Source organism: Streptomyces sp. NPDC048479 (genome assembly GCF_040651435.1).
Taxonomy (GTDB): domain Bacteria; phylum Actinomycetota; class Actinomycetes; order Streptomycetales; family Streptomycetaceae; genus Streptomyces.
The window spans coordinates 79,674-105,878 of the sequence record NZ_JBEZKA010000016.1; the positions used below are offsets into that span (position 1 = coordinate 79,674).

Annotated in this window: 19 protein-coding genes; 6 read left to right on the top strand and 13 right to left on the bottom strand. The window is 70.5% G+C overall.

The genetic code is table 11. The features are described 5' to 3' along the window. Positions 1 to 65: 65 nt before the first annotated feature. Positions 66 to 692: a M48 family metallopeptidase gene (locus AB0D12_RS24300; protein ID WP_362686542.1), complete on the bottom strand. Its 627-nt coding sequence runs from the start codon at positions 690 to 692 to the stop codon at positions 66 to 68. A 196-nt stretch (positions 693 to 888) separates the two neighbouring features. Between AB0D12_RS24300 and AB0D12_RS24305 the strand changes: the two genes are divergently transcribed. After that, complete coding sequence (locus tag AB0D12_RS24305) at positions 889 to 2,034, top strand: ThiF family adenylyltransferase (protein ID WP_362686545.1); 1,146 nt, start codon at positions 889 to 891, stop codon at positions 2,032 to 2,034. A gap of 65 nt (positions 2,035 to 2,099) precedes the next feature. Next, positions 2,100 to 3,464, top strand: a complete 1,365-nt coding sequence (locus AB0D12_RS24310) for an AarF/ABC1/UbiB kinase family protein (RefSeq protein WP_362686548.1) — start codon at positions 2,100 to 2,102, stop codon at positions 3,462 to 3,464. A 36-nt stretch (positions 3,465 to 3,500) separates the two neighbouring features. On the opposite strand, the gene AB0D12_RS24315 is transcribed toward AB0D12_RS24310, so the two are convergent. The 5 genes from AB0D12_RS24315 to AB0D12_RS24335 all read right to left on the bottom strand — a co-directional run bounded on the left by AB0D12_RS24315 (position 3,501) and on the right by AB0D12_RS24335 (position 7,416). After that, positions 3,501 to 3,701 (bottom strand): hypothetical protein, encoded by a 201-nt coding sequence (locus AB0D12_RS24315; protein WP_362686551.1) that lies wholly within the window; start codon positions 3,699 to 3,701, stop codon positions 3,501 to 3,503. Positions 3,702 to 3,814: 113 nt separating this feature from the next. After that, positions 3,815 to 4,138 carry a hypothetical protein gene (locus AB0D12_RS24320; protein ID WP_362686554.1) on the bottom strand — a complete coding sequence of 108 codons (324 nt, stop codon included), beginning with the start codon at positions 4,136 to 4,138 and terminating at the stop codon, positions 3,815 to 3,817. Beyond that, complete coding sequence (locus AB0D12_RS24325; RefSeq protein WP_327325941.1) at positions 4,135 to 4,503, bottom strand: WhiB family transcriptional regulator; 369 nt, start codon at positions 4,501 to 4,503, stop codon at positions 4,135 to 4,137. Before AB0D12_RS24325 ends, AB0D12_RS24320 begins: the two co-directional genes overlap by 4 nt. Positions 4,504 to 4,676: 173 nt before the next feature. After that, positions 4,677 to 5,018, bottom strand: a complete 342-nt coding sequence (locus tag AB0D12_RS24330; RefSeq protein ID WP_362686559.1) for a hypothetical protein — start codon at positions 5,016 to 5,018, stop codon at positions 4,677 to 4,679. A gap of 166 nt (positions 5,019 to 5,184) precedes the next feature. Then, positions 5,185 to 7,416, bottom strand: coding sequence for an ATP-dependent DNA helicase UvrD2 (locus tag AB0D12_RS24335; RefSeq protein ID WP_362686562.1), 2,232 nt, complete (start codon positions 7,414 to 7,416; stop codon positions 5,185 to 5,187). A 120-nt stretch (positions 7,417 to 7,536) separates the two neighbouring features. On the opposite strand from AB0D12_RS24335, the gene AB0D12_RS24340 reads away from it, so the two are divergent. Next, a complete protein-coding gene (locus AB0D12_RS24340) occupies positions 7,537 to 7,779 on the top strand; it encodes a mycoredoxin (RefSeq protein ID WP_362686565.1) in 243 nt (80 codons plus the stop codon). A gap of 45 nt (positions 7,780 to 7,824) precedes the next feature. On the opposite strand, the gene nudC is transcribed toward AB0D12_RS24340, so the two are convergent. The 6 genes from nudC to AB0D12_RS24370 all read right to left on the bottom strand — a co-directional run bounded on the left by nudC (position 7,825) and on the right by AB0D12_RS24370 (position 18,905). Continuing rightward, positions 7,825 to 8,772: an NAD(+) diphosphatase gene (gene nudC / locus AB0D12_RS24345; protein ID WP_362686568.1), complete on the bottom strand. Its 948-nt coding sequence runs from the start codon at positions 8,770 to 8,772 to the stop codon at positions 7,825 to 7,827. A 37-nt stretch (positions 8,773 to 8,809) separates the two neighbouring features. Continuing rightward, positions 8,810 to 10,207, bottom strand: coding sequence for a dipeptidase (locus tag AB0D12_RS24350; RefSeq protein WP_362686571.1), 1,398 nt, complete (start codon positions 10,205 to 10,207; stop codon positions 8,810 to 8,812). A gap of 10 nt (positions 10,208 to 10,217) precedes the next feature. Beyond that, entirely contained in the window at positions 10,218 to 13,883 is a 3,666-nt protein-coding gene (locus AB0D12_RS24355; RefSeq protein WP_362686574.1) for an ATP-dependent DNA helicase, read from the bottom strand. A gap of 57 nt (positions 13,884 to 13,940) precedes the next feature. Then, a complete protein-coding gene (locus tag AB0D12_RS24360) occupies positions 13,941 to 14,765 on the bottom strand; it encodes a hypothetical protein (RefSeq protein WP_362686577.1) in 825 nt (274 codons plus the stop codon). A gap of 121 nt (positions 14,766 to 14,886) precedes the next feature. Beyond that, entirely contained in the window at positions 14,887 to 18,330 is a 3,444-nt protein-coding gene (locus tag AB0D12_RS24365; RefSeq protein WP_362686580.1) for an ATP-dependent DNA helicase, read from the bottom strand. Between the two features lie 224 nt (positions 18,331 to 18,554). Next, positions 18,555 to 18,905: an MGMT family protein gene (locus AB0D12_RS24370; RefSeq protein WP_362686583.1), complete on the bottom strand. Its 351-nt coding sequence runs from the start codon at positions 18,903 to 18,905 to the stop codon at positions 18,555 to 18,557. 215 nt (positions 18,906 to 19,120) lie between these two features. On the opposite strand from AB0D12_RS24370, the gene AB0D12_RS24375 reads away from it, so the two are divergent. The 3 genes from AB0D12_RS24375 (at position 19,121) to AB0D12_RS24385 (ending at position 25,195) form a co-directional block, all read left to right on the top strand. After that, a complete protein-coding gene (locus AB0D12_RS24375) occupies positions 19,121 to 21,880 on the top strand; it encodes a lysylphosphatidylglycerol synthase domain-containing protein (RefSeq protein ID WP_362686586.1) in 2,760 nt (919 codons plus the stop codon). A 109-nt stretch (positions 21,881 to 21,989) separates the two neighbouring features. Then, positions 21,990 to 23,552: an alpha/beta hydrolase gene (locus tag AB0D12_RS24380; RefSeq protein ID WP_362686589.1), complete on the top strand. Its 1,563-nt coding sequence runs from the start codon at positions 21,990 to 21,992 to the stop codon at positions 23,550 to 23,552. 47 nt (positions 23,553 to 23,599) lie between these two features. Next, the gene (locus tag AB0D12_RS24385; RefSeq protein WP_362686592.1) at positions 23,600 to 25,195 is read left to right on the top strand and encodes an alpha/beta hydrolase; all 1,596 of its coding nucleotides are present in this window, start codon (positions 23,600 to 23,602) and stop codon (positions 25,193 to 25,195) included. A gap of 571 nt (positions 25,196 to 25,766) precedes the next feature. On the opposite strand, the gene AB0D12_RS24390 is transcribed toward AB0D12_RS24385, so the two are convergent. Continuing rightward, complete coding sequence (locus tag AB0D12_RS24390; RefSeq protein WP_362686595.1) at positions 25,767 to 26,120, bottom strand: ankyrin repeat domain-containing protein; 354 nt, start codon at positions 26,118 to 26,120, stop codon at positions 25,767 to 25,769. Positions 26,121 to 26,205 lie beyond the last annotated feature (85 nt).

Genomic DNA, 26,205 nt, shown 5'->3' on the forward strand with positions numbered 1-26,205 from the left:
GGGACCGACATTGAGCCAAGCCGGTACACATTCGGTACAGGACCGTCGGCGGTCGCTCCCGCCGGTCACTCTCCGCGTGCGACGGGCAGGTGCGGCAGCCGGTCGGCTGCGACGACGCCTTCGAGATAACCCTTGGCCCGCTCGGTGCGGGGGTACGCCTCCAGCAGCCGCCAGAACCGCGGGCCGTGGCCGGGCACGAGCAGATGGGCCAGCTCATGGACTAGCACGTAGTCGACGACATACTCCGGCATCCCCTGCAGGCGGTGTGACAGGCGGATACTGCCCTCCGCCGGAGTGCAGGAGCCCCAGCGGGTGTTCTGATTCGTCACCCATCGCACGGATGTCGGTCTTGCGCGTCCGTCGAAGTACTGGGCGGACAATCGCTCGGCACGCTCGGCCAGTTCGGCGTCGCCGAGGATCCGCTTGCTCTCCTGCGCTGCGAGCTTGTCGAGCATCACGCTGACCCAGCGCTGCTCCTCCGCCTCCGACATCCTGGCGGGGATGAGGACGATGGTCCGGTCACCCTCCCGGTAGGCCGAGACCGTTCTGCTGCGCCGGGCGCTCCTGCGGACCTCGACCGCACTCGTCCCCGATCCGCGGGGCGGCGGGTGGCTTGTCGCGCTGCGCTGTTGGCTTCCGGCGCTGTGCGGTGGGGTCTCCCCAGCGAGGCGAGGGGAAGGGTCGACGGACACGCCCCGACGTTACCCGCTGCCAGAGGAGGAAGTCCCGCCTCCGGGACGGTTCGAGCTTGATCCACTCCATGGCGTGCACCATTTGAACGACTAATGCCCGCACCTGTGGATAACTTTTCACACTCGTCGACACCGCCGGGCATTCTGACAGCAGTTCAGAGGAGAGGCCGGACGACGGATCAACGGGGGAAGCGCAATGCATCCGACGGTGAAGCCTGCCTTGCGGCGGGCATGGCGAGAGCGACAGACCGTGCAATTCGGGGCGACACCCGCGCATGCGGTGATGGTCGGTCCGGTGGACACCGCGACAGGTGCCCTGATCGAGCTGCTCGACGGGACGCGGGGGTTGCCGTGGCTGCGCCAGGAGGCGCGGTCGATAGGTCTGCCGGAAGGACAATTGGACGCTCTGGTGAACCGGTTGACGGCGGCGGGGCTGCTCGACGATCCGACGGCAGGCGGCCCGGCGGCCGATGCGCTACGGAAACGGGTCGGCGCCCTTGACCGGCTGCGCCCCGACCTGGCGTCGCTCTCCGTGGTCCATCCGGAACCGGGCGGCGGGATACGGCGCCTGGCAGCCCGGCGGGCCATACGTGTCCAGGTCCGGGGCGCGGGACGGGTCGGTGCGACGGTCGCCGCGGTGCTCTCGGCGGCCGCTGTGGGCCGGGTGGAGGTGCTGGACGGCGGATGTACTGAGCCGTGGGACGTGACGCCCGGCGGGCTGCCGACGAAAGCGGTCGGTGAGCGGCGGGACGCGGCGGCCCGGCAGCTGGTGCGGCGGTCCGCGCCCGACCGTCCGCCGCGCGCGGCGGAGTCGGCAGGGACGGCAGAGTGCGCTGAGCCCGGTCTCTCCCTGGTCATCGTCGCGCCACGGGACGGCCTGGCCGCCTATGCCCCCGATCCGGCCGCCGCCGAGGACTGGATCGCCACCGGGACACCCCATCTGTATGCGGGAGTTGTCGAGGGGACCGGTGTGGTGGGTCCGCTGGTGCTGCCCGGCGGTACGGCCTGTGCCGGGTGTCTGGAGTTGGGCAGGGCGGAGCGCGACCCGGCGCGGCCCAGGCTGCTGGCACAGTGGCGCTCGGGCCGCCGAAGAGCTGTGCCGGCCTGCGATGTCGCTCTGGCCACGGCTGTGGCAGGGATGACGGCGGCACACGCGCTGTCGTTTCTCGACGGGGAGCTGCCCGCGAGTACCGGGGCGCGCTGGGAGACTTCACTGCCTCTGCTTGACTGGCGATCGGAGACGGTCACCCCGCACCTCGACTGTGTCTGCAGTGCGGACGGGAAGAGTGAGAGGGAGCACACCTCGGGGATCGGGCCGCCGCACGAGACAATGGCCGGGTAACCGCCGTCAACGAAGCAATGCTGTAAGGCACACGCGGCACGGCAGTCTGGGATTTGGAGGGGCGCATGTCTGATCTTCCCCGGAAGGCGGTCACCCGGACCGCCAAGTTGGCCGCGCTGCCACTGGGCATCGCGGGCCGTGCCACTTGGGGGCTGGGTAAGCGGATCGGCGGCAAGTCCGCGGAGATCGTGGCCCGGGAGCTGCAACAGCGCACAGCGGAGCAGCTGTTCAAGGTGCTCGGCGAGCTCAAGGGCGGCGCGATGAAGTTCGGGCAGGCCATGTCCGTCTTCGAGTCGGCTCTCCCCGAGGAGATCGCGGGCCCCTATCGCGCGGCCCTGACCAAGCTTCAGGACGCGGCGCCCCCGATGCCGACGCGTACGGTCCACTCGGTCCTGGACCAGCGGCTGGGCGAGGAGTGGCGGGAGCTGTTCCTGAAGTTCGAGGACAAGCCGTCGGCCGCCGCGTCCATCGGCCAGGTACACCGGGCAGTGTGGCACGACGGGCGCGAGGTCGCGGTGAAGGTGCAGTATCCGGGGGCGGGGGATGCGCTGCTCTCCGACCTGACGCAGCTCAGCCGGTTCGCCCGGCTGCTGGGGCCGCTGATTCCGGGGATGGACATCAAGCCGCTGATCGCCGAGCTCCGCGACCGGGTGTCGGAGGAGCTGGACTACGAGCTGGAGGCGCAGGCGCAGCGGGAGCATGCGGCGGAGTTCGCGAACGATCCCGATGTGCTGGTGCCCGATGTGGTCCACCAGTGCGACCAGGTGCTGGTGACCGAGTGGATCGACGGGATACCGCTGGCCCAGGTGATCACCGACGGCACGACCGAGCAGCGGAACCGCGCGGGGCAGTTGCTGGCCCGCTTCCTCTTCTCGGGCCCGGCCCGTACGGGACTGCTGCACGCGGATCCGCACCCGGGGAACTTCCGGCTGCTCCCGGAGGAGGAGGGCGAGGGCTGGCGGCTCGGCGTGCTGGACTTCGGCACCGTGGACCGGCTGCCCGGCGGGTTGCCGCAGACCATCGGCGACTGTCTGCGGATGACACTCGAGAGCGAAGCCGAGGCGGTCTACGAGCTGCTGTGCGAGGCGGGCTTCGTCAAGGAGTCCATAGAGCTCGACCCGGACGCGGTGCTGGAGTACCTGCTGCCGATCATCGAGCCGGCGGAGGCCGAGGAGTTCACCTTCACCAGGAGCTGGATGCGCAACCAGGCAGCCCGGATCGCCGACATCCGCTCCCCCGCGCATCAGCTGGGCAAGCAACTCAATCTGCCGCCGTCGTATCTGCTGATACACCGGGTGACGCTTAGCACGATCGGGGTGCTGTGCCAGCTGAACGCGACCGTGCGGCTGCGGGACGAACTCGAATCGTGGCTGCCCGGGTTCCTGCCGGAGGACGAGGAGGACAGCACGGCGGTCGGGGCTCAGGCCTGAGCGACCGCCGCCGCGCCACACTGCAGCACCCGGTAGTCACCACCAGGCTGAGTCGAGCCTGCCCTCGATCGCCCTGATGTTGGCGCGTGCGCAATCGTCGCAAAAGTAGTGACGGCTGCCGTTCTCCACAGAACAGGTCGAGGTGGGCGGTGGTCCCTCGGCGATCGCGCCGCAGTGGGAACACACGAAGCTCTCGGAATCCGGCTGTGCAGGGTGAGAAGTCTGCTGCTGGTCCACCTCGTGACGATAACCCCATAAGGGACCGGCCGCCGGGACAACGCACCGCGGGGGCCGGTCCGTTCGGACCGGCCCCCGCGGGTCAGTGTCTGTCGTGCAGTGCTCTTGTGCGGTCAGTGCATGACGGCCATGGCCAGTGCGCGGCGGGCGCGCATCGACACACGCTCGGCGCGGCGCTGCATCCGCCGCGCGGCGACCAGGCGAACGGCCAGGCGTTCCGCGTCGGCTTCCCGAAGGCGCTCGTGCATATGCGCACGCGCCATGGCTTCTGGGATGAGTTGCATCTCACGGGTCCTGTTCTGACGCGAGGCGTTCGCGCCGATGGTGGTGACGGCTGGGGTGGCGGAGCCTGACGGCTCGCTCGTGGAAGAGGTCATTGGGGCCAGCTTCTGGGGATCGTGCGTGACGGGGCGGTCGATGGTTCCGATGGCGTTCATGCCGCAACCGGGTTCTTGCGCGGGCGACCACGCGGCCGCTTGCGGGCGACGACCACGCCCTGGACGAAGAGCTCGCCGCCCCAGACGCCCCACGGCTCACGCCGCTCCTTGGCACCCGCGAGGCAGGCCTCCATCAGCGGGCAGGTACGGCAGAGGGACTTGGCGTACTCGACATCAGCCGGCGACTCGGCGAAGAAGACCTCCGGGTCGTAGGAACGGCAGGGGACGGGTACGCCGAGGGCCTCGATGGCGTCATCGAGCGCGGAGAGCGCAGTGAGCGGAGTCAAGGTGGAGTCCTCCGTGAGGGCGGGCGGGGGGATCGTCTCGGAAGGCGGTACGGACGGGGCGTGCGCTTCGAGTTGCACGGTGGTGTCGTTCCTCGTCTGGTCGTTCCGGCCTGTTGGCCGGGTGGCGGCTGGTACCGGGTGTTGCGTGTCCCGAGGCCCCTTCGCCCTGTCGTCCCGCTTTAGGGAAAACAGAAGGGCCGCGGATCCCGGGTGGGGTTCCGCGGCCCTGAAGGCGCCGGCCTGATTCTGGATCAGGCTGGATCACTCCAGGGTTCGAGCCCACGGAAGGCCCACATCGTGTGGTGCTGCGTCGTGCGGTGCTGCTTCGCCTGCTTCTGGGTTTCGGCACTGGCCGCCGCAGAGGCATAGGCCCGAGCCTTTGCCGCTGCTACTCCTGCTTCCAGTGCCTTGGTCGGTCGCTCATTGCGCTCCAGGACGGGGAGACCGCCCAGGCCGGCCACAGGAAGCGCGGCAGAAATGCCGGACACACCGGTGCCGTTGAACGCCGCGGAGAAGCCGAGCGAGCAGGCGGAGGCGACCGAGCGATCGGTCATTTTGGCGGTGCTGACGAAGCTGGTCTTGATGCTGATCACTGGAATCGCCTCCTCTCGGCGTCTAGAGGACCGGCCGGGGCCGATCGCGCGTATTCGGATAAGTACAGCACGAGGACAGGGCTTCAGAGAAGCTCGCTGTTCCCGTGGTTAAGAACCTATGGGGATTGCTGGGGCGGGCGCAAACTATTTTTTCGACGAGTTTGTATCAGTCCTCCTCGTCGTCTCCTCCAACCTCCTGACCTGCGCAGATGGTCAGCACATCGGCTCCGAAGCGCTCGAGCTTGCGACCGCCGACCCCGGAGATCCCGGCCAGCTCGCCCTCACTGTCCGGCACGGCCTCGGCGATCGCCATCAGCGTCTTGTCGGTGAACACGCAGTACGCGGGCTGGCCCAGCTCCTTCGCCTGCTCCGAGCGCCACTCGCGCAAGCGCTCGTACAGCGCCTCGTCCATGTCGGAGGGGCAGTCCTCACAACGCATCAGTTTCATCTCGCCCGCGTCGGTGAGCGTCTTGCCGCAGACGCGACACAGGACGGGCCCGCGCCGCTTGCGCCGACTGCCGCTGCCGCGCTCGATGCCACCGGCCCCGCCCGCGCCGCGGGCGCCGGGGGCCGCCGAGCCGGGACGCATCCCGTTCAGGAACCGGGTGGGGCGGCGGGAGGCGCGGCCCCCGGGCGAGCGGGACAGCGCCCAGGACAGGGAGAGATGGAGACGGGCGCGGGTGACGCCGACGTAGAGCAGCCGGCGCTCCTCCTCGACCTGCTCGTCCGTCTTGGCGTAGGTGATGGGCATCATGCCCTCGGTGAGACCGACCAGGAACACGGCGTCCCACTCCAGGCCCTTCGCCGAGTGGAGCGAGGCAAGAGTGACGCCCTGGACGGTGGGGGCGTGCTGGGCAGCGGCGCGCTCGTCCAGCTCGGCCACCAGATCGGCGAGGGTCGCCTCGGGCTTGACCCGTACATAGTCCTCGGCGAGGCGGACCAGCGCGGCCAGGGACTCCCAGCGGTCGCGCACCGCTCCCGATCCGGCAGGTGGCTCGGTGGTCCAGCCCTTGGTGGAGAGCACTGCCCGGACCTGAGCGGGCAGGCCCTCGGCGTCGTCGAGCAGCGAGTCGTTGCCACCGGCGCGGGCGGCACCGCGCAGGGCCACTCCCGCTTCCCGTACCTCGGGCCGGTCGAAAAAGCGCTCGGCGCCGCGCAGCTGGTAGGGCACTCCGGCGTCGGCCAACGCCTGCTCGTAGACCTCCGACTGGGCGTTGATCCGGTAGAGCACGGCGATCTCGCCGGCCGGGACGCCCGAGGCGATGAGATCGCGGATACGGCGGGCGGTGCCCTCGGCCTCGGCCGGCTCGTCCGCGTACTCCGTGTAGGCGGGCTCGGGGCCGGCCTCGCGCTGCGAGATCAGTTCGAGGCGGTGCTCGGCGGCCCGGCCGCGCGCCTGGCTGAGCAGACCGTTGGCCAGATGGACGACCTGGGGCGTGGAGCGGTAGTCGCGGACCAGCTTGACCATGGTCGCGCCGGGGTGGCGGGTGCGGAAGTTCAGCAGATGGTCGGGGGTGGCGCCGGTGAAGGAGTAGATCGTCTGGCTGGCGTCGCCGACGACGCAGAGGCTGTCGCGGTCGCCGAGCCACAGGTCGAGGAGCCGCTGCTGGAGCGGGCTGACGTCCTGGTACTCGTCCACCACGAAGTGGTGGTACTGGCGGCGGATCTGGTCGGCGATGTCATGCCGGTCCTGGAGGATGCCGACCGTGAGCAGCAGCACATCCTCGAAGTCGATCACCGAGCGGTCGCGCTTGAGCTGCTCGTACATCCCGTAGACCTGGCTGATCTCGGCCGGATCGCGCGGGGCGTCGCGGTGCGACTTGGCGACCGCGGCCGGGTAGTCGGCGGGCACGGTCTGGGTGACCTTGGCCCACTCGATCTCGCTCGTGACGTCGCGCAGCTCATTGCGGTCGAGCCGGATACGGCAACGGGCGGCGGCCTCGGCGACCAGCTGGATCTTGCGCTCGAGGAGGCGGGGCAGCTCGCCACCGACGACTTTCGGCCAGAAGTACTGGAGCTGGCGCAGCGCGGCGGAGTGGAACGTACGCGCCTGGACGCCGCCCGCGCCGAGCTGCCGCAGCCGCCCACGCATCTCGCCCGCGGCGCGGTTGGTGAAGGTGACGGCCAGCACACTGGCGGGCTGGAGTATCCCCGCGCGGACGCCATACGCGATGCGGTGGGTGATCGCTCGCGTCTTGCCCGTGCCGGCTCCTGCCAGCACGCACACCGGACCGTGCAGGGCGGTCGCGACCTCGCGCTGCTCGGGGTCGAGCCCGTCGAGCACCGCGTCCGCCGACTCGGGGACCTGTGGGAAAAGAGAGGAGTGCGTTGCTGCTGTCACACCGCCATGCTGCCAGGTCGGCGGAGATGGGTGCGGCCGTTGTCCACAGGGGGGCAAGAGCAGTCGTACTAATGCGGGAATGGTGGCCAGGTCACGTACGTTCACTTATGCGGTGCGAACACGCATCGAGCGAGATCCGGCGAGATCTGGCGGGACGAACAGAGGAGCGCAGGGACGATGCAGGGGACTGTGACGATGTACAGCACGACGTGGTGCGGCTACTGCCGTCGGCTGAAGAGCCAGATGGACCGCGAGGGCATTGCGTACACCGAGATCAACATCGAGCAGGACCCGCACTCCGCGACCTTCGTCGAGAAGGCCAACGGGGGTAACCAGACCGTTCCGACCGTGCTCTTCGCGGACGGTTCGACCCTGACCAACCCCTCGCTGGCCCAGGTCAAGCAGAAGATCAGCGTCTGAGCAGACAGACGTCCGAGCAGGTGGAGAGAGAGCCCGGCCGGTCGGCTAGGCGACATCTCCGGGCTTCGGCAGCGGCTTGCCGTACCAGAGCTCGATGAGACGGGCCGCAATCGAGATCCCGTAGGGAGGCAGCACCTCCCCGGACTCGAATGCGGCCCGCAGGTCTTCCCGGGAGAACCAGCGCGCCTCGTGGATCTCTTCGCCGTCCACATTGATCTCGGAGGACGTCGCCCGCGCCATGAAGCCCAGCATCAGGCTGGACGGGAACGGCCAGGGCTGGCTGGCGATGTACTCGACGTCGCCGACCGTGACTCCCGCCTCCTCCCAGACCTCGCGGCGCACGGACTGCTCGATCGACTCGCCGGGCTCCACAAAGCCGGCGAGCGTCGAGAAGCGACCCTCCGGCCAGTGCACCTGCCGGCCCAGCAGCGCGCGGTCCTCCTCGTCGGTGACGAGCATGATCACAGCAGGGTCGGTACGGGGGTAGTGCTCCGCTCCGCAAGCCTGGCAGCGCCGGATGTGGCCCGCGGCCGCGATGACCGTGCGCTCGCCGCAGCGTGAACAGAAACGGTGCAGCCGCTGCCAGTTCTCCAGCGCGACCGCATGCACCAGCAGGCCCGCGTCGCGCTGTGAGAGCAGCAGTCCGGCTTCGCGCAGTCCGGCCGCGCGGGCCGACTGGTCCATACGTCCCGGCAGGGCGTCCTTCTGGAGCGCGAAGTAGCGCACTCCCTCCTCGTCCGTCCCCAGGAAGTAGCGGTGGGTCTCGGTCACAGGAGCCTCGAAAGCGGGCGTCATGACGAGTTCGGTGCGGCCGTCGGGGGTGTCGTCGATCAGCGCCTGACCGCCGGAGACCACGAAGACCCGGGTCGACGGGTGGCTCCACGCCGCCGCCAGCCAGGCCTCGTCGAGGCGGTGGTGCGCCTCGCGGTCGATACCGCTCGGCGCGGTGAGACCGATCGAGCGGTGTGTGGTGCCGTTACTGATGGTGCTCACAGTTATTTCCAACTCCCCCGGGTGGATTGGGTTCAGGTCAGCGGAGTGCGGCGGCGAGGTCGCCCCACAGGTGGGCGGTCGTCTCCACGCCCTTGAGGAGCAGGTCCAGTTCGACCTTTTCGTTGGGCGCGTGCCAGCCGTCGGACGGTACGGAGATGCCCAGGAAGAGGACGGGAGCGTCCAGCACGTCCTGGAGGTCGGCTGCGGGGCCGGAGCCGCCCTCGCGGGTGAAGCGGATCTTCTGTCCGCCGAAGGCGCGGCCCATGGCTCGTACGACCGACTGCAGCGCGGGGTGGTCCAGCGGGGTCAGACAGGGGCGGGTCGACGCCGCGAAGGTGACCTCATGGCGGATGCCCGCCGGGACGCGGGCCGCGACCCAGTCGCCGATGGCCTGCTCCACCTTCTCCGGTTCCTGGCCCGCGACAAGGCGGAACGTGAGCTTCAGCTGGGCGGAGGACGGAATGATCGTCTTGCCGCCGGGGCCTTGGTAACCGCCGCCGATGCCGTTGAGCTCGGCGGTCGGGCGGGCCCAGATGCGCTCCAGGGTGGAGTAGCCGGCCTCGCCGAGGGTGCCGTGCGACTTGGCGGTGTTCAGCCATGACGCCTCGTCGAAGGGGAGCTCGGCGAAGAGTTCGCGCTCCGCGTCGGTGAGCGGCGCGATGCCGTCGTAGAAGCCGGGGATCGTGACGTGTTCGTCATCGTCGTGCAGCGCGGCGACGAGGCGGGCGGCGACGGTGGCCGGATTGGGCACGGCGCCGCCGAACGAACCGGAGTGGATGTCCTGGTCGGGACCGTACAGCGCGATCTCGCAGTCCGCGAGGCCACGCATGCCGGTGCAGACGGTGGGGGTCGTCTCGGACCACATACCGGTGTCGGACACGATCACTGCGTCGGCGGCGAGGCGGCCGGCGGCGGTCTCGACGAGAGCGCGGAAGTTCGGGGAGCCGGACTCCTCCTCGCCCTCGATCAGCAGCTTGAGATTGACCGCGGGGGCGGTGCGGCCGGTGGCGGCGAGATGGGCCCGTACGCCCAGGGTGTGGAAGAAGACCTGGCCCTTGTCGTCCGCCGCGCCGCGGCCGTACATCCGGCCGTCGACGATCTGCGGCTCGAACGGGTCGGTGTGCCAGCCGTCCTCGCGAGCGGCGGGCTGAACGTCGTGGTGGCCGTAGACCAGGACGGTTGGCGCGTCCGGTTCGCCGGACGGCCACTCGGCGAAGACCGCGGGGGCGCCGGGCGTGGGCCAGACCTCGACGACCGGGAAGCCGGTCTCGTTGAGTTTGGCCGCGAGCCACTCGGCGCTGCGCCGTACGTCCGCGTCGTGGTCGGGCTGGGCCGATACGGACGGGATGCGCAGCCAGTCGGCGAGGTCGTCGAGGAAGGCGGCGCTGTGCTGATTGATGTACGTACGGACGGCGCTGTCCGGGGTGTCGCTCATGCACTTGAGCCTAACGGGCTCCGGTGGCTGTCCCACCGGCCGTCTCGCCCAGCAGGATGCGCTCCAGCTCGGCTCGGCCGGGGAGGGCGCCGGGGCGGACGATCTCTCCGCTGCGAACGTAGACGAACGCGGCGCTGACGGCTTCGAGGGGGAGGCCGTGCTGCTCGGCCCAGGCGAGGCGGTAGACGGCGAGTTGGAGAGGGTCGGCGGTGCGGGTGCGGCTGGTTTTCCAGTCGACGATTTCGTATGTGTGCGGCACGCCGTCCGTGTGCGCCTTGCCGTATATGTGCGGCTCGCCGTTGCCGTTGCCGCTTCCCTTGCCGTCGCCGTCGCCCGGGTCGGTTCGGTAGACGGCGTCGATACGGCCCCGGATGACACGGCCGGCGAGGGTGAGCTGGAACGGAGCCTCGACGCGGTACGGGGTGCGGTGGGCGTACGGGGTGCGCTCGAAGGCCTCCTTGAGCGCGGCGAGATCGTGCTCGTCCGCGATCTCGGGGTCGTCCGCGTCGCCGCCGGGAAGCTCGTCGGGGCCGAGCATCGGCAGCGGGAGCTCCTCGAACCGCGACTCCACCCAGGCGTGGAACCTTGTGCCGCGGCGGGCGGCGGGCTGCGGGGGGCGCGGCATGGGGCGGGCCAGCTCCTGGGCGAAGCCGTCGGGGTCGGCGGCGATGCGCAGCAGCTGCGAGGCGGAGAGAGAGGGCGGTACGAGGACATCACGGACGGTGGCGCGGGTGCGGCGGAGCTCGCCGGCGAGGGCGTCGAGGTCCCGGTCCCAGGAGGCGATGGTGCGGGCGTCTTCGGGGTGCGGGGGGATGCCCCCCACCCCGCCCCTTCTCGAAATCGGGGGCAGGGCCCCAGACCCCCCAGGGGTGGTGGTGGACATGGGAGCTGACGCCCCCACACCCCCGGCGCCGGCTTCGCGGCGGCCCCTCTGAGCCGGGACAACCGGGTCGTGCCACGGGTCCGGCTCATGACCCTGGTCGTCGTCGCCCTCCCTGAACGGCTCGGGCTCCCAGTCGTCCCAGTCCGGCAGATCCACAGGGTCGGGGTCGGGGTCCAGGGGCCCGTCCAGGGGCCCGTCCAGGGGCCCGTCCAGGGGCCCGTCCAGGGGCCCGTCCAGGGGCCCGTCCAGGGGCCCGTCCAGGGGCCCGTCCAGGGGCGGGGGTTCCTCAAAGGCATCCGCCGACGCATTGGCCAGATAGGAGAGCACCGTGTCCGCCGCGGCGCGGCGGCGGGTCAGGGATGCGGCGTCCAGAGGGAGCGGCCAGGCCTGCGACGCCGTCGTCGTGTGCAGCGCCGGGTTCTCCGCGTCTTCCTCAGGCTCGTCCGCCCAGACCTCGATCTCGCCGAAGCCCTCCGCGCAGTGGTCGTACAGCGCCTGGAGGAACGCCGAAGGGCCGCGTCGGCGCTTCTGGGTCGGGCCCCACCAGTGGGCCGAGCCGAGGAGCAGCGAGCGGGGGCGGGTGAACGTGACGTAGCCGAGGCGCAGTTCCTCGGTGTGCTGGTGGTCCTTCATCGACTCCTTGAAGGACCTGAGCCCCTTCGCATCCCAGGACGGGACGTCCGGGAGGGTCGTCGCGTCGCCCCGCAGCGCATGCGGGAGGACCTTGGACTGGGAGGTCCAGGCCTCGCGCGCCTGGTCGCTCGGAAAGTGTTTGGCGACCAGGCCCGGGACCGCCACGACATCCCACTCCAGGCCCTTGGACTTGTGGGCCGTCAGGACCTTGACCGTGTTCTCGCCTCCCGGCAGGGCGTTGTCCAGGCCCTTCTCGTACTGCGCGGCGGTACGCAGGAAGGCGAGGAAGGCGAGCAGCGTCGCCTCCCCGTCCAGCGCCGCGAATCCGGCCGCCGTGTCCAGGAAGTTGGCCAGAGTCTCGCGGCGGCGGGCGGCCAGGGCGTGCGGTGAGGCGGAGAGTTCGACCTCGAGGCCGGTGGTGGTCAGGACCCGGTGAAGTACGTCCATCAAGGGGTCGGCGAGCGAACGGCGCAGGTCGCGCAGTTCGGCGGCGAGGCGGGCGAAGCGGACCCGGGCCTCCGTGGAGAAGGGCAGGCCGTCGTCCTCCCCGCCGGCCGACTCCAGGAATGTGTCGAGCGCGTCGGCGAGCGAAATGACCTCGGCCGGGTCGGTGCCCTCGACGGCGGCGGCCAGTCGCTCGTCCGGGTCCTTCTCGTCGGACGAGGTGCGGTGGACCAGCAGCCGGGCCCGGCGGCCCAGCAGCGCCAGGTCGCGCGGGCCGATCCGCCAGCGCGGTCCGGTGAGCAGACGTACCAGAGAGGCGTTGGCGCCCGGATCCTGCAGGACCTCGCACATCGCGACCAGGTCGGCGACCTCGGGGAGGTGCAGCAGCCCGGACAGGCCGACGACCTCGACCGGGACGTCCCTGGCAACCAGCGCGCCCTGGATCTCGGCGAAGTCGCCCGCCGTACGGCACAGGACGGCGATCTCGCCGGGCTCCTTTCCCGTACGCACGAGGTGGGCGATGGAGTCGGCGAGCCACTCGATCTCCTCCGCGTGCGTGGGCAGCAGGGCGCAGCGGACGATGCCGTCGCGCTCGGCGCCGGGGGCGGGCCGCAGCGCCTCGACGCCCTCGTGCATGGCGCGCAGAGGCTCGGCGAGGCCGTTGGCGAGGTCGAGGAGGCGGCCGCCGCTGCGGCGGTTCTCGCTGAGCGAGAAGCGGGTGGCGGGGCGGCCGTCGGCGTACGCGAAGTGCGCAGGGAAGTCGTCCAGGTTGGCCACGGAGGCGCCGCGCCAGCCGTAGATCGCCTGGCAGGGGTCGCCGACCGCGGTCACGGCATGGCCGGTGCCCTGCCCGAACAGGCCGGACAGCAGCAGCCGTTGAGCCACGGACGTGTCCTGGTACTCATCGAGGAGGACGACCCGGAATTCGTCCCGCAGGATGGCGCCGACCTCGGGCCTGGTGAGCGCGAGCTCGGCCGAGAGGGCGATCTGGTCGCCGAAGTCGAGGAGGTCGCGGGCTCGTTTGGCCTCGCGGTAGCGGACGGTCAGTTCGAGCAGCTCACGGCGTGCGGCGGCCGCCTCGGGGACCTTGCGCAGTTCGGCGTTGCTGAGCCGGGCGCTCTCCAGCGCGCTCAGCAGCTCGGAGTCGTACGCGCCGAGCTGCTCGGGCCGTACGAGATGCTCCGCGAGCTCCGCGTCGAGTGCCAGCAGGTCGCTGACCAGGGACGGGAAGGACTTCGTCAGCGAGGGGTACGGCCCCGGCGCCTCGCGCAGCACACGCGCGGCGAGCTGGTAGCGGGTGGCGTCGGCGAGCAGACGCGCGGTCGGCTCCAGGCCTATGCGCAGTCCGTGGTCGGTGAGGAGCTGTCCGGCGAAGGCGTGGTACGTGGAGATACGGGGCTCGCCCGGCGGGTTGTCGGGGTCGATGGCGTCGGGGTCCGTCACCCCGGCCCGTACGAGAGCTTTGCGGACGCGCTCGGCGAGCTCGCCCGCAGCCTTGTTGGTGAAGGTGAGGCCGAGGACCTGCTCCGGCGCGACCTGGCCGGTCCCGACGAGCCACACCACCCGCGCCGCCATCACCGTTGTCTTCCCCGAACCGGCTCCGGCCACGATGACCTGCGGGGCGGGCGGCGCGGTGATGCAGGCCGTCTGCTCCGGGGTGAAGGGGATACCGAGCAGCTCTTTGAGCTGCTCGGGGTCGGTGATGCGTGCGGTCACCTCAGAGAGGCTAATGGGGACCACTGACAGCGGTGGTCCCCCTCGGCCTCAACCGCGTCAGGCTCCGGTGCCGGAGCCCGCGCCCAGCTTCTCCAGGTCGACGACCTGGTCGGCCGGTGGAGCCACGGCATTCACCGGCTTGTTGTAGTCGCTGAAGACCATCGTGCCGGGCTCGTCGCCGCCGACCTTGACGACCTTGAGCAGGTAGGGCTCGCCCTCCTTGGCCACGTACATGGTCGTCGTCTCGCCGTTGGCCGCCTTCTTCACCACGGTCGCCGTGGCCTGACCGTCGACCTCGGCGTCGGGGCCCTTGGTCATGCCCTTGCGCTCCGACTTGTCCTTGTCCATGTCGGCGATCATGGCCTTGAGGTCGCAGACACCGTCCATGTCGCCGGAGCTCCCCGCCGGCATCTTCATCCAGCGGCCCTTCATCAGCTCGACGACGCTGTCGGTCTCCTTGCCGGACGAGCCGTCCTCGCTCATCGAGGCGCGCCAGAACTTCTCGTCACCCTTCATGTACATGACCTTGTTGGCCTGGAGGAGCTCGGCCTTGCCGGCCTCCACGCTCATCTTGCCCGTACAGGCGCCCTTGGTGTCGACCGCGAAGTCGACGGTCAGCTGCTCGCCGTCGCTCTTGATCTGGCCCGCCATCCGGATGGACCGGGCGGCCTTCGTGGCCGTGAGGGCCTTGTCGCCGATCTGGTCGGCGGTGAGGCCGGCGAACGGGTCCGCCGGAGCCTTAGAGGTCGTGGCGGCCGCCGGCTCCTTCGCCTTCTCCTCGGAGTTGCCCTTGGCCTTGGTGTCCTTGGAGCAGCCCGCCAGTCCGGCGATCGCAGTCGCACAGACCATCGCCGAAACCAGGAACTTCCGATTGGCTGCCATGTGTCTCTCCCTGTAGATCCCGCTTATCGCACGTTTATGCGACTGTCGCGGACCTCATTTGGATGCAGGGAGCCGACGTGACATGGACCACATGGACCACAACACCGAACGTCGGCGGCGGTCACTCGACGATTTGGCGTCCCTCCGGCTGTGCGCTGCACGAGGCGCGGAAGGTGCAGTGGGTGCAGTGCTGCCCGGTGGACGGGGTGAAGCGCTCGTCGAGTACGCGTCCGGCGGCGGTGGCGAGCAGATCACCGACCCATGCGCCGCTCAGGGGTTCCTGCGCCTGGATCTTGGGGAGGCCGTCGCCGCCGTCCTTCTTGGCGGCGGGCTGGCGCAGCTGTACGAGTTCGGCGCCGCCGGGTTCCGGGCGACGGCCGTCGAAGGCCTCGTCGAGCGCCCCTTCGCGCACCGCGAGCTGGTAGACGGCGAGTTGGGGGTGGGCAGCGACCTCGTCCCTGGTGGGTGTCTGCTTGCCGGTCTTGAAGTCGACGACGTACGCGCGCCCTTCGGCGTCCTCCTCGACGCGGTCCATGGAGCCCCGGATCCGTACCTCGTACTCCCCTGCCTCGAGCGTCACGTCGAAGTCGTGCTCGGTGGCGGCGGGGGTGCGGCCGCCGCGACCGCCGCGGTCCATGACGTGCCAGCGCAGGAAGCGTTCGAGCGCCACGCGCGCGTGCTCCTTCTCCTGCTGCGACTTCCAGGGAGCGTCGAAGACGAGCGCGTTCCAGACCGAGTCGAGGCGCTCCATGAGAACGGCGAGGTCGGCGGGGGTCTGTCCGGAGGCGACCTCGTCCGCGAGTACGTGGACGACGTTGCCGAAGCCCTGGGCGGCGGTGGCGGGTGCTTCCGCCTTCACCTCTCGCCCGAGGAACCACTGGAGCGCGCAGGTGTTGGCGAGCTGGTCCAGTGCGCTGCCGGAGAGGGTGACGGGCTGGTTCCGGTCCCGGAGCGGGATCTGGCTCTGCGTCGGCTCGTACAGGCCCCACCAGCGGTAGGGGTGCGCGGCCGGTACGAGCGGCTGGCCCTCGTCGTCGGTGAGCGCGGCGAGGCGGGCGAGGCGGCGGGCGGCGGCGTCCCGCAGCGCGTCCGTCGCCTGCGGGTCGACGGTGGTGGCGCGCAGCTCGGCGACGAGCGCGGCGACGGCGAGGGGGCGGCGCGGGCGGCCGGTGATGTCCTTGGGCTCCACGCCGAGTTCGGTGAGGAAGCGGGAGGGCTGGTCGCCGTCGTCGGCGGGGGCCTTCACGGCAGTGACGACGAGGCGGTCGCGGGCGCGGGTGGCGGCGACGTAGAAGAGCCGGCGCTCCTCGGCGAGGAGGGCGCCGGGGGTGAGCGGCTCGGCGAGGCCGTCGTGACCGATGCGGTCGGCCTCGAGGAGCGAGCCGCGGCGGCGGAGGTCCGGCCACAGGCCCTCCTGCACACCGGCGACGACGACCAGGCTCCACTCGAGGCCCTTGGAACGGTGGGCGGTCATCAGGCGTACGGCATCGGGGCGCACGCTTCTCTTGGCGAGGGTGTCGGCGGCGACGTCCTGGGCCTCGACCTCTTCGAGGAAGTTGAGGGCGCCGCGGCCGCCGGTGCGCTCTTCGGCGCGGGCCGCGGTGTCGAAGAGGGCGCAGACGGCGTCGAGGTCGCGGTCGGCGTTACGGCCGGCCGCGCCGCCGCGGAGAGCTGCGCGCTCGAGTCGCTGCGGCCAGGGGGTGCCGTCCCAGAGCTCCCAGAGGGCCTCTTCGGCGGTGCCGCCGCCTTCGAGAAGCTCGCGCGCCTTGCGCAGGAGGCCGCCGATCCGCTGGGCGCCGCGGGCGTACGCGGGGTCGTGCGCGACGAGGCGCTCGGGCTCGGCAAGTGCGCGGGCGAGGAGCTGGTCGGAGGGCGGTGGTACGCGGTTGCCACCGGCGCGCTCCTCGTCCCGGAGGGCGCGGCCGAGCCGCCGGAGGTCGGCGGCGTCCATCCCGCCGAGGGGCGAGGTGAGCAGAGTGAGAGCGGTCTCGGTGGTGAGCCAGGGGGTGGGGGTCTCGGTTTCGGACGCCTCGGCACCCGGCGCCGCATCCGCACCCGGCGCCGCATCCGGTGTCGAATCCGCATCCGCCGGCGGTGCCCCGGCGGAACCGGAGGCCTCCGCAGTCCCCTCCCGCGGTCCCGCCGGGCCCCGCAGCGCGGCCGTTGCCGCCGTGCGCAGGGCCGTCAGTAGCGGCGATACGGCCGGTTCGTGGCGCAGTGGGACGTCGTCGCCGTCGATCTCCAGCGGGACGCCCGCCGACGTCAGCGCGCGGCGGACCGAGGGGATGGTGCGGCCACCCGCGCGGACCAGGACCGCCATGTCGTTCCACGGGACGCCCTCCTCCAGATGGGCGCGGCGCAGGATGTCGGCGATGTTGTCGAGTTCCGTGGACGCCGTCGGGAAGGTGTACGTCTCCACCCGCCCGCCCCCGCGGACCGGCGCCGGCTCCCGGTGGGCGCGAGCCTTCTCCGACGGGAGGCGGGGCAGCGGCATCCGCCGGGTCAGCAGCCGGGTCGCCGCCAGCAGACCCGACCCGCTGCGACGCGACGTGGTCAGGACCGACACCTGAGAGGGTCTGCCGTCCGCGTGCCGGAAGGCGTCCGGGAAGTCGAGGATGCCGTTCACGTCCGCGCCGCGGAAGGCGTAGATCGACTGGTCCGGGTCGCCGAAGGCGACCAGCGTCCGGCCCTGGCCGGCCAGCGCCTGGAGGAGCCGCACCTGGGCCGGGTCCGTGTCCTGGTACTCGTCCACGAACACCGCGTCGTACGGGAAGAGGAACGAGGGGTGCGGCACGTCGTACGGGGACGCGGTCCGTTCGGCCAGCAGGACCGCGCGGTGCACCAGTTCCGCGTAGTCGAGGACGCCTTGCATGTCCAGGACGTCCAGATACTCGGCGAGGAATGACGCGGCCGCCCCCCAGTCGGGACGGCCGGTGCGGGCCGCGAAGCGCGCCAGGGAGTCAGGGCCGAGGCCCAGTTCCCGGCTCCGGGCCAGCACCGCCCGTACCTCGTCCGCGAAACCGCGCGTCGTGAGGCACGCCCGCAGCTCGTCCGGCCAGTGATTGCGCACCAGCCCCTCGGCCTCCAGGCCGAGCTGGCCCGCCAGCAGTTCGCGTACGGCGACGTCCTGCTCGGGGCCCGACAGCAGCCGCAGCGGCTCGGAGAACAGATCCGCGTCCTGGTGGGCGCGGACCAGTGCGTAGCAGAAGGAGTGGAAGGTCGTCGCCTGCGGCCCCCGCGCACCACCCAGCCGCAGCGCCATCCGGTCCCGCAGCTCCACCGCCGCCTTGCGGCTGAACGTGAGGACCAGGATCCGCTCCGGATCCACCCCCTTCGCGACCCGCGCAACCACCGCCTCCACCAGCGTCGTCGTCTTGCCGGTGCCCGGACCTGCCAGAACGAGCAACGGACCGTGACCGTGGTCAACCACCGCGCGCTGAGTTGCGTCCAGGAGAGGGGGATGCACCGGGCCCGGCGGGGTACGCACCAGTCGGTACGCGCCCGAGGTCCGCCGCCGTACCTGTTGCTGGTACGTCGTACGCCCGGTGGTGGAGGAGGAGCTCACGTGGATCGCCGGTCCTGGTGGGTGTGCTGGTGGTAATGGAGCGGTTCGTGCCGCGGGTGGAACGGTTCGTGCCGCGGGTGGAACGGTTCGTGCCGCGCGCCGACGACGCTACGCCAGCGCGGGGCGGGGACGTAGTGAGTCAGCCGCGCACCGGGGCTCCGTACGGTCTTCGTACGCCGTACAGTCCCCGGCGCGCCCCTGGTGCCACCGATCGGCCGAAGCTGTCATATGTGAGCGCTGCCGCCCGCACCACCTTCGCCGTCCCATCGCGCGCGTTTCATGTCGAGCCGTGGCACATGGCCTTCGGCACTTCGCGAGGCCTCGCGCAGCGGCGTGCCCTCCGTGCGGTACCGCGCCAGGGCACGCAGCTCGTGCCCGGGCAGCAGCGTGCCGTCCGAGCGCACCACACGCCACCAGGGCACGGCGCCGCCATACAGCGCCATCACCCGGCCCACCTGGCGCGGCCCGCCCTGCCCGAGCCACTCCGCGACATCTCCGTACGTCATCACCCGGCCGGGCGGGATCAGCTCGGCGACCTCAAGCACCCGCTCCGCGTACTCCGGCAGCTCGTCCATCCGGCCCATCCTGCCGCACGCCACCGACAACGCCTCCGACAGCAGGCACAGTGGAGGGAGTGGGACCGGAGAGGCAGAGGGGCGTATCTCACGTGCCTCAAGTCCCCGCGATGCACCCTGATGCCCCCCTCTGCCGTCCGGTCGTGCCACCATCATGCGGGCGGTGACTGGTGATACGAGATCAAGAAGAGACCGAGACGGCGAAGGAGCAGGGCGTGCAGCCTCCGAAGGCGGCAAGCACCCCTGAGTCCGAGTCGTACCCGGAAGCGCCCGCTCCGCAGGCCGACGCGAGCGATGCGACCGGGGCGAAAGGATCCGCCGATTCGACCAGGGAGAAAGGGGCGACCGGTTCGACCAGGGCGACCGACGTCACGGACGTGACCAGCGTCGACCGGGTTTCCGGGGACGAACCACTGCTCGCCGCCCGCGTCCACCGCCCCTCCGATCTGCTGCGGCTGCTCATCGGCATCCTGGCGATCGCCGTGGTGCTCGCCGTCGCCGCCTTCGCCCACGGCACCACCTCCGGTCTCGAGCAGGACATCAACAAGGGCACCGGGCAGGCCCCTGACCTGCTGGTCAAGATCGCCGGGCTGGCGTCCAGCATCGCCGTACTGCTCGTCCCCGTCGCCTTCGCGATCGAGCGGCTGGTCAAACGGGACGGGCTGCGGATCGCGGACGGCGTCCTCGCCGCCGTCCTCGCGCACGGCGTCACCCTGGCCACCGATCTCTGGGTCGCCAAGGCCGCGCCCGGCACGCTCCAGGACGCGCTGACCCAGACGCAGAGCGGCGGCGGGCTGACCGATCCGGTGCATGGCTATCTCGCGCCCGTGATCGCCTATATGACGGCCGTGGGGATGGCCCGGCGGCCGCGCTGGCGTGTGGTGCTGTGGGTGGTGCTGCTGCTCGACGCCTTCGCGATGCTGGTCGCCGGTTACACCACCCCGTTCTCGATCATCCTCACCGTGCTGCTCGGCTGGACCGTCGCGTACGGCACGCTGTACACCGTCGGCTCGCCGAACGTACGGCCCACCGGCCAGACCCTGCTGGCCGGTCTGCGCCATGTCGGTTTCCGACCGGTCACCGCGATGCGCTCCGAGGACGTTCCCGACTCCGCCGAGCAGGGCGACCGCGGCCGCCGCTATCTGGTCACGCTGGAGGAGGGCGCGCCGCTCGATGTCACCGTCGTCGACCGCGAGCAGCAGGCGCAGGGCTTCTTCTACCGGGTGTGGCGCCGACTGACGCTGCGCTCCATCACCACCCGCCGCTCCATCCAGTCGCTGCGTCAGGCGCTGGAGCAGGAGGCGCTGCTGGCGTACGCGGCGATCGCCGCCGGAGCAAACGCCCCCAAGCTGATCGCCACCTCGGAACTCGGTCCGGACGCCGTGATGCTGGTGTACGAGCACCTGGGCGGCCGTTCCCTGGACTCCCTGACGGACGACGAGATCACCGACGATGTGGTGCGCGGGGCCTGGCGGCAGGTGAAGGCGCTCCAGTCGCGGCGTATCGCGCACCGCAGGCTGACCGGCGACGCGATTCTGGTGGATCGTTCCGGCAAGGTGATCCTGACGGATCTGCGCGGCGGCGAGATCGCGGCGGGCGATGTGGTGCTGCGCATGGACATCGCGCAGCTGCTCACCACGATCGGGCTGCGGGTGGGTGCCGCGCGTGCGGTGGCCACCGCGGTCGAGGTGCTCGGCCCGGACGCGGTCGCCGACTGTCTGCCGCTGCTCCAGCCGATCGCGCTGAGCCGCTCCACCCGGGCGACACTGCGCAAGCTGGCCCGCGAGCGGTCGCAGCGTGAGCGGGATGCGGTGCTCGAGGCGTCCGCCGCCACCAAGCAGGCTCGTACGGAAGGGGCGGCGGAGGAAGCGTCGGCCGACGACCGCAAGGCCGCACGCAAGTCGGAACGGGCGGAGAAGCAGGCCGACAAGAAGGCCATGGACGACGCCATGGACGAGGCGCGCGAGGAGGATCTGCTCTCCCAGATCCGTCGGCAGGTGCTGCTGATCAGACCGCAGGCACCGGTCGAGCCGGTCCGTCTCGAGCGGATCAGGCCGCGTACGCTCATCAGCTTCATCGCCGGCGCGGTCGCCGCGTACTTCCTGCTCTCGCAGCTCGCCGGCATCGACTTCGGCACGGTCTTCCGGCAGGCCGACTGGCGCTGGGTGGTGGTGGCCGTCGCCTTCTCCGCGATCAGCTATTTCGCGGCGGCGATGAGCCTGCTGGGCTTCGTGCCGGAGCGGGTCGGCTTCCTGCGGACCGTGGTCGCGCAGGTCGCCGGGTCCTTCGTCAAGATCGTCGCCCCGGCGGCGGTCGGCGGCGTCGCGCTGAACACCCGCTTCCTCCAGCGCTCGGGCGTACGGCCCGGTCTCGCCGTGGCCAGTGTCGGCGCCTCACAGCTCTTCGGCCTCGGCGCACACATCCTGCTGCTGCTCTCCTTCGGCTATCTGACCGGTACCGAGCGAACGGCGTCGTTCACGCCGTCGAGGACGGTGATCGCGGGTCTGCTGACGGTCGCCGTGCTGGTGCTGGTGGTGACCGCGATCCCGTTCCTGCGGAAGTTCGTCTCGACGCGGCTGCGCTCACTGTTCGCCGGTGTGGTGCCGCGCATGCTCGACGTACTGCAGCGGCCGGGGAAGCTGCTCACCGGCATCGGCGGGATGCTGCTGCTGACCGGCGTGTTCGTGATGTGTCTGGACGCGTCGATCCGGGCCTTCGACAACGGCCACCAGCCGCTGAGCTACGCCAGCATCGCCGTGGTGTTCCTGGCGGGCAACGCACTGGGCTCGGCGGCACCGACGCCGGGCGGTGTGGGCGCGGTCGAGGGCGCGCTGACCTTCGGTCTGGTCCTGGCCGGAGTGCCGAAGGAGGTGGCGGCGCCGGCGGTCCTGCTGTACCGGATGATGACGCTCTGGCTGCCCGTGCTGCCGGGGTGGTTCGCCTTCAACCACCTCACCCGCAAGGGCGCGCTCTAGCCGGGCCGGGCGGTCCCCGCACGGCCGCCCCGCCGCCGCTACGCTCCGTCGCCACCCGCATGGACCGCCGTCCCGCGCGGCCGGGTCGCTCGCGGCGGACGATGACGGCATGCCGACCACTTCCGCCGCCTTGCGCGCTGTCGCACTCGCCGCCTCCGCCACCGTGCTGCTGGCCGCCGGCTGCTCCGACAGCAGCGACAAGAAGACGGAGCAGGACCGGACGGAGGATCTCGCCTCCCAGACGCTGGACTGGCAGAAGTGCCCGGCCCCCTCGGAGGCCGAGGGCGGCGGGACCCAGCCCTCGCCACTGCCCGGCGGCACCACCTGGGAGTGCTCCTTCATGGACGTCCCGCTCGACTACGCCGAGCCGGACGGCAAGACCATCGAGCTGGCCCTGATCCGCGCCAAGGCGCTCGACAAAAGCAAGCGGATCGGCTCCCTCATCTTCAACTTCGGTGGTCCCGGCGGCTCCGGGGTCAGCACGCTGCCCTCCGTCGCCGCGGACTTCGAGACCCTGCGCACCCGCTACGACCTGGTGAGCTTCGACCCGCGCGGGGTCGGTCGCAGCGTTGGCGTGGAGTGCGAGGACGACCGTCAGCTCGACGCGTACTTCGCTCAGGACTGGACCCCCGACGACGCTGCCGAGGAGAAGTCCCTCGTCGAGAGTCTGAAGTCCTTCGCGGACGCCTGCAAGGAGAACTCCGGCAACGAGCTCCCGTATGTGGGCACCACCAATGCCGCCCGCGACATGGACCTGATGCGCCAGGTCCTCGGTGACAAGAAGCTCTCCTACTTCGGGATCTCGTACGGCACCGAACTCGGTGGCGTCTACGCACACTTGTATCCGAAGAACGTGGGCCGAGCCGTTTTCGACGCCGTCGTCGACCCGACCGCGACCTCGGAGCAGAGCGCGCTGGGCCAGGCCAAGGGCTTCCAACTGGCCCTCACCGACTGGGCCAAGGACTGCGTGGCCCGCGGCGACAAGTGCCCCATCCCCGGCTCGACACCGCAGGAGATCCAGGACTGGATCATCGCCCTCCTCAAGAAGCTCGACAAGCAGCCGATCACCGGCAGCGGCGACCGGAAGCTGACCCAGACCGAAGCCACCAACGGCATCGCGCAGACCCTCTACTCCACGGAGTACTGGCCGTTGCTGGAGCAGGGTCTCGACGAGGCCGACGGAGGCAACGGCGCGCTGCTGCTCGCACTGTCCGACGCCTTGAACGGACGCAGCGAGAACGGCGACTACAGCAATATCCAGGCGGCCAACTCGGCCATCAACTGTGTCGACTACAAGGACCGCTTCACCCTGGAGGCGGCCAGAGCGAAACTGCCTCAATTCCGCCAGGTGTCGCCGGTCTTCGGCGACACCATGGGCTGGGGCCTGCTGGGCTGCAGTGAGTGGCCGGTGCCCGGCATGTGGCTCACGCCGGATGTCTCCGCCCCGGGCTCTGCCCCCATCGTCCTCGTCGGCAACACCGGTGACCCTGCCACGCCGTACCAGGGCACGAAGGCGATGGCCGACGCGCTCGGCAAGGGTGTCGGCATCGAGCTCACGTACAAGGGTGAGGGCCACGGCGCGTACAACAGCGGCAACAAGTGTGTGCAGAAGGCAGTGAACACCTACCTCCTGGACGGCAAGGCTCCCGCCGCCGGAACGGTGTGTCAGTAGGCCCGCATAGGATGTCGAAACTATCTTCGAAGCCCGGGGGGGCATCCATGACGACGCGGGTACGGGCGGGGGCGCTGGCCGCTGCGGCGGTGCTGGCGGCCGGCGCCATCACCGGCTGTGACAGCGGTTCGGACGCGGCAGGGGGCGACGGCAAGAACACCGCCAAGCCCTCGGCCTCCCGGACCGCCCCGGGCAAGGCCGCCCCGAGCAGGCCGAGCGAGCCGGTCCTGCCCGCCACCCTCACCGGCCAGAAGCTCGACTGGCAGCGTTGCGCGGCGCCCGTGAAGGCGGAGGGCAGCTACGCGAAGGCGCCGGGCGATGAGTGGCAGTGCTCCCGGCTCAAGGCCCCGCTCGACTACAAGAAGCCGACGGGCGAGACGATCGGGATCGCGCTGATCCGCTCGAAGACCGAGGACCGGTCCCAGCGGATCGGTTCACTCCTCTTCAACTTCGGCGGTCCCGGCGGCTCGGGTGTCGCCGGACTGCCGGGCTCGGCCGATCAGTTCAAGAAGCTGCACAGCCGTTACGACCTGGTCAGCTTCGACCCGCGCGGCGTGGCGGAGAGCTCCGAGGTGACCTGCCGGGGCGACCAGGAGATCGAGGCCGGGCACAGACTGGACTTCACCCCCGACACACCCGCGGAGGAAAAGGCGTACCTCGATGACGCCAAGGCCTTCGGCGCGGGCTGCGCCAAGAAGTCCGGGCGGGTGCTGCCGCATGTCGGCACGGTCAACGCCGCCCGCGACATGGACCTGATGCGCCAGGTCCTCGGCGACGACAAGCTCAACTACCTCGGCTTCTCCTACGGCACCGAACTGGGCGGCATCTACGCCCACTTGTTCCCGAAGGACGTCGGACGACTCGTCCTGGACGCGGTGGTCGATCCCACCGCTGACTACGCCGCGCATTCGCGAGGCCAGGCGCTGGGCTTCCAGCGCGCCCTGGAGAACTACTTCAAGAGCCGCGGCATCAGCGCGAAGGACGGCACCGCGCGTGTGGTCGAGCTGCTCGGCAAGCTGGACCGCAAGCCGCTGCCCACCGTCGAGGGGCGCACGCTCACCCAGAGCCTGGCGCTCACCGGGATCGTCTTCCCGCTGTACTCCGAGAACAGATGGGAATACCTCACCAAGGCGCTGAACGAGGCGGAGAACGGTGACGGCACCCGCCTCCTGCAGATGGCGGAGGCCTACAACAGCCGGGACGAGAAAGGCCACTACAGCACCCAGGACCACTCGCAGCGCGCTATATCCTGCGCGGACACCAAAGGCCGGGTGACGGCCGCCCAGGTCACATCGCGCCATCTGGCCGAGTTCACCAAGGTGTCGCCGGTCTTCGGCCCTTATCTGGCCTGGGACCTGGCGGGGTGGTGCGCGGACTGGCCGGTGCCGGGCGAGTCGGACACTCCCGAGGTAGCCGCCGAGGGCGCGGCTCCGATCCTGGTCATCGGCACCACGGGCGACCCCGCGACGCCTTACGAGGGCGCGAAGCGGATGGCGGACGAGCTGGGCGCGGGCGTCGGGGTGCTGCTCACCAACAAGGGCGAGGGGCACGGCGCGTACGGCAATGGCACCTGCGTGACCGGCACGGTGGACGCGTACCTCCTGGACGGCAAGGTCCCGGCGAACGGCAAGACCTGCTCGTAGCAGCCGGCAGCGCGAAGGGCCCCGGACCGGCACTCCGGTCCAGGGCCCTCCCGCACAGCTACGAGCCTCAGTAGATCGGCTTGTCCGGCTATGTACCGCCTGACCTGCGCGTTTCCGGCATCCTCACTCTCCCTGGGCCGTCGTGGGGCCGTCATCGGTGTCAGCTCCGCCCCATGCTCGCCATCCGTCCGAGTGACCCTTAGAAGGCTGCAAAGACACCAGGGCACCAGAGCACCGGAGAGCAGGCGGAAGCTCGGGAGAACACCACAGTTGACGCTTGAGGCGTCTGCTTTCCCGGCCTCCTGAACTGCGGTAGCAGTCTGATCAGAGATCAGAGGTTGCCGCGCACAGCGCGGCGGCGCCGGCGGGGGGTGGGGACGGTCGACTCCACGGCTTTACCCACACTCCCCGATTCGGGTCCCGCGTCGAGCAAGACCAGGGGGCCACTCGGACACATTGCGGGCAGGGGTGAAGCCTGCCCGAGTAGCCGGCAAGCGTACGGCCCCCTGATCATGTACGACCCCAAACCGGGCAGGACACCGGCCAAAGCCGTTCCGTCGACCTCACGTGCTCAGCCTGCGGTACGGCGGCGGGCTATATGCGCTTCGATCAGCCGAACGGCCATCTCATGCCGGGACTGGAACGCGAGACGGTATGGGGTGAGTCCTTCCCTTGAGGGCTGCTGCGGGTCCGCCCCGTATGCAAGCAGGACAGCAGTACCCGCAGCTTCCAACGGTTGACCGGTCTGGACACAACCATCCGCCTCACCGTCGATGGCCCTGAGCAGGGGAGTCCAGCCGCTGTGGCTGTCGAACTCATTCGGATCGTCGCCGGCGTCCAGGAGGCGAGTCAGCTCCGCGAGATCGTCAGTCTCCACAGCGAGATGGACGGGTGACATTTCGTATCGGTCCACGAGTTCGGTCATGCTGTCGATCCAAGCAGGATGCACGAGCGTGGGCGCCATCACTTTTTAGCCCGTGCCCTCCACGTACCCGCTACGTCGGGGAACA

What these genes read in the sequence shown, in the direction of transcription:
- AB0D12_RS24305 (WP_362686545.1), top strand. Translation starts at nt 889, where the DNA reads ATGCATCCGACGGTGAAGCCTGCCTTGCGGCGGGCATGGCGAGAGCGA.
- AB0D12_RS24310 (WP_362686548.1), top strand. Translation starts at nt 2,100, where the DNA reads ATGTCTGATCTTCCCCGGAAGGCGGTCACCCGGACCGCCAAGTTGGCC.
- AB0D12_RS24320 (WP_362686554.1), bottom strand. Translation starts at nt 4,138, where the DNA reads ATGAACGCCATCGGAACCATCGACCGCCCCGTCACGCACGATCCCCAG.
- AB0D12_RS24340 (WP_362686565.1), top strand. Translation starts at nt 7,537, where the DNA reads ATGCAGGGGACTGTGACGATGTACAGCACGACGTGGTGCGGCTACTGC.
- AB0D12_RS24350 (WP_362686571.1), bottom strand. Translation starts at nt 10,207, where the DNA reads ATGAGCGACACCCCGGACAGCGCCGTCCGTACGTACATCAATCAGCAC.
- AB0D12_RS24360 (WP_362686577.1), bottom strand. Translation starts at nt 14,765, where the DNA reads ATGGCAGCCAATCGGAAGTTCCTGGTTTCGGCGATGGTCTGTGCGACT.
- AB0D12_RS24370 (WP_362686583.1), bottom strand. Translation starts at nt 18,905, where the DNA reads ATGGACGAGCTGCCGGAGTACGCGGAGCGGGTGCTTGAGGTCGCCGAG.
- AB0D12_RS24380 (WP_362686589.1), top strand. Translation starts at nt 21,990, where the DNA reads ATGCCGACCACTTCCGCCGCCTTGCGCGCTGTCGCACTCGCCGCCTCC.
- AB0D12_RS24385 (WP_362686592.1), top strand. Translation starts at nt 23,600, where the DNA reads ATGACGACGCGGGTACGGGCGGGGGCGCTGGCCGCTGCGGCGGTGCTG.
- AB0D12_RS24390 (WP_362686595.1), bottom strand. Translation starts at nt 26,120, where the DNA reads ATGACCGAACTCGTGGACCGATACGAAATGTCACCCGTCCATCTCGCT.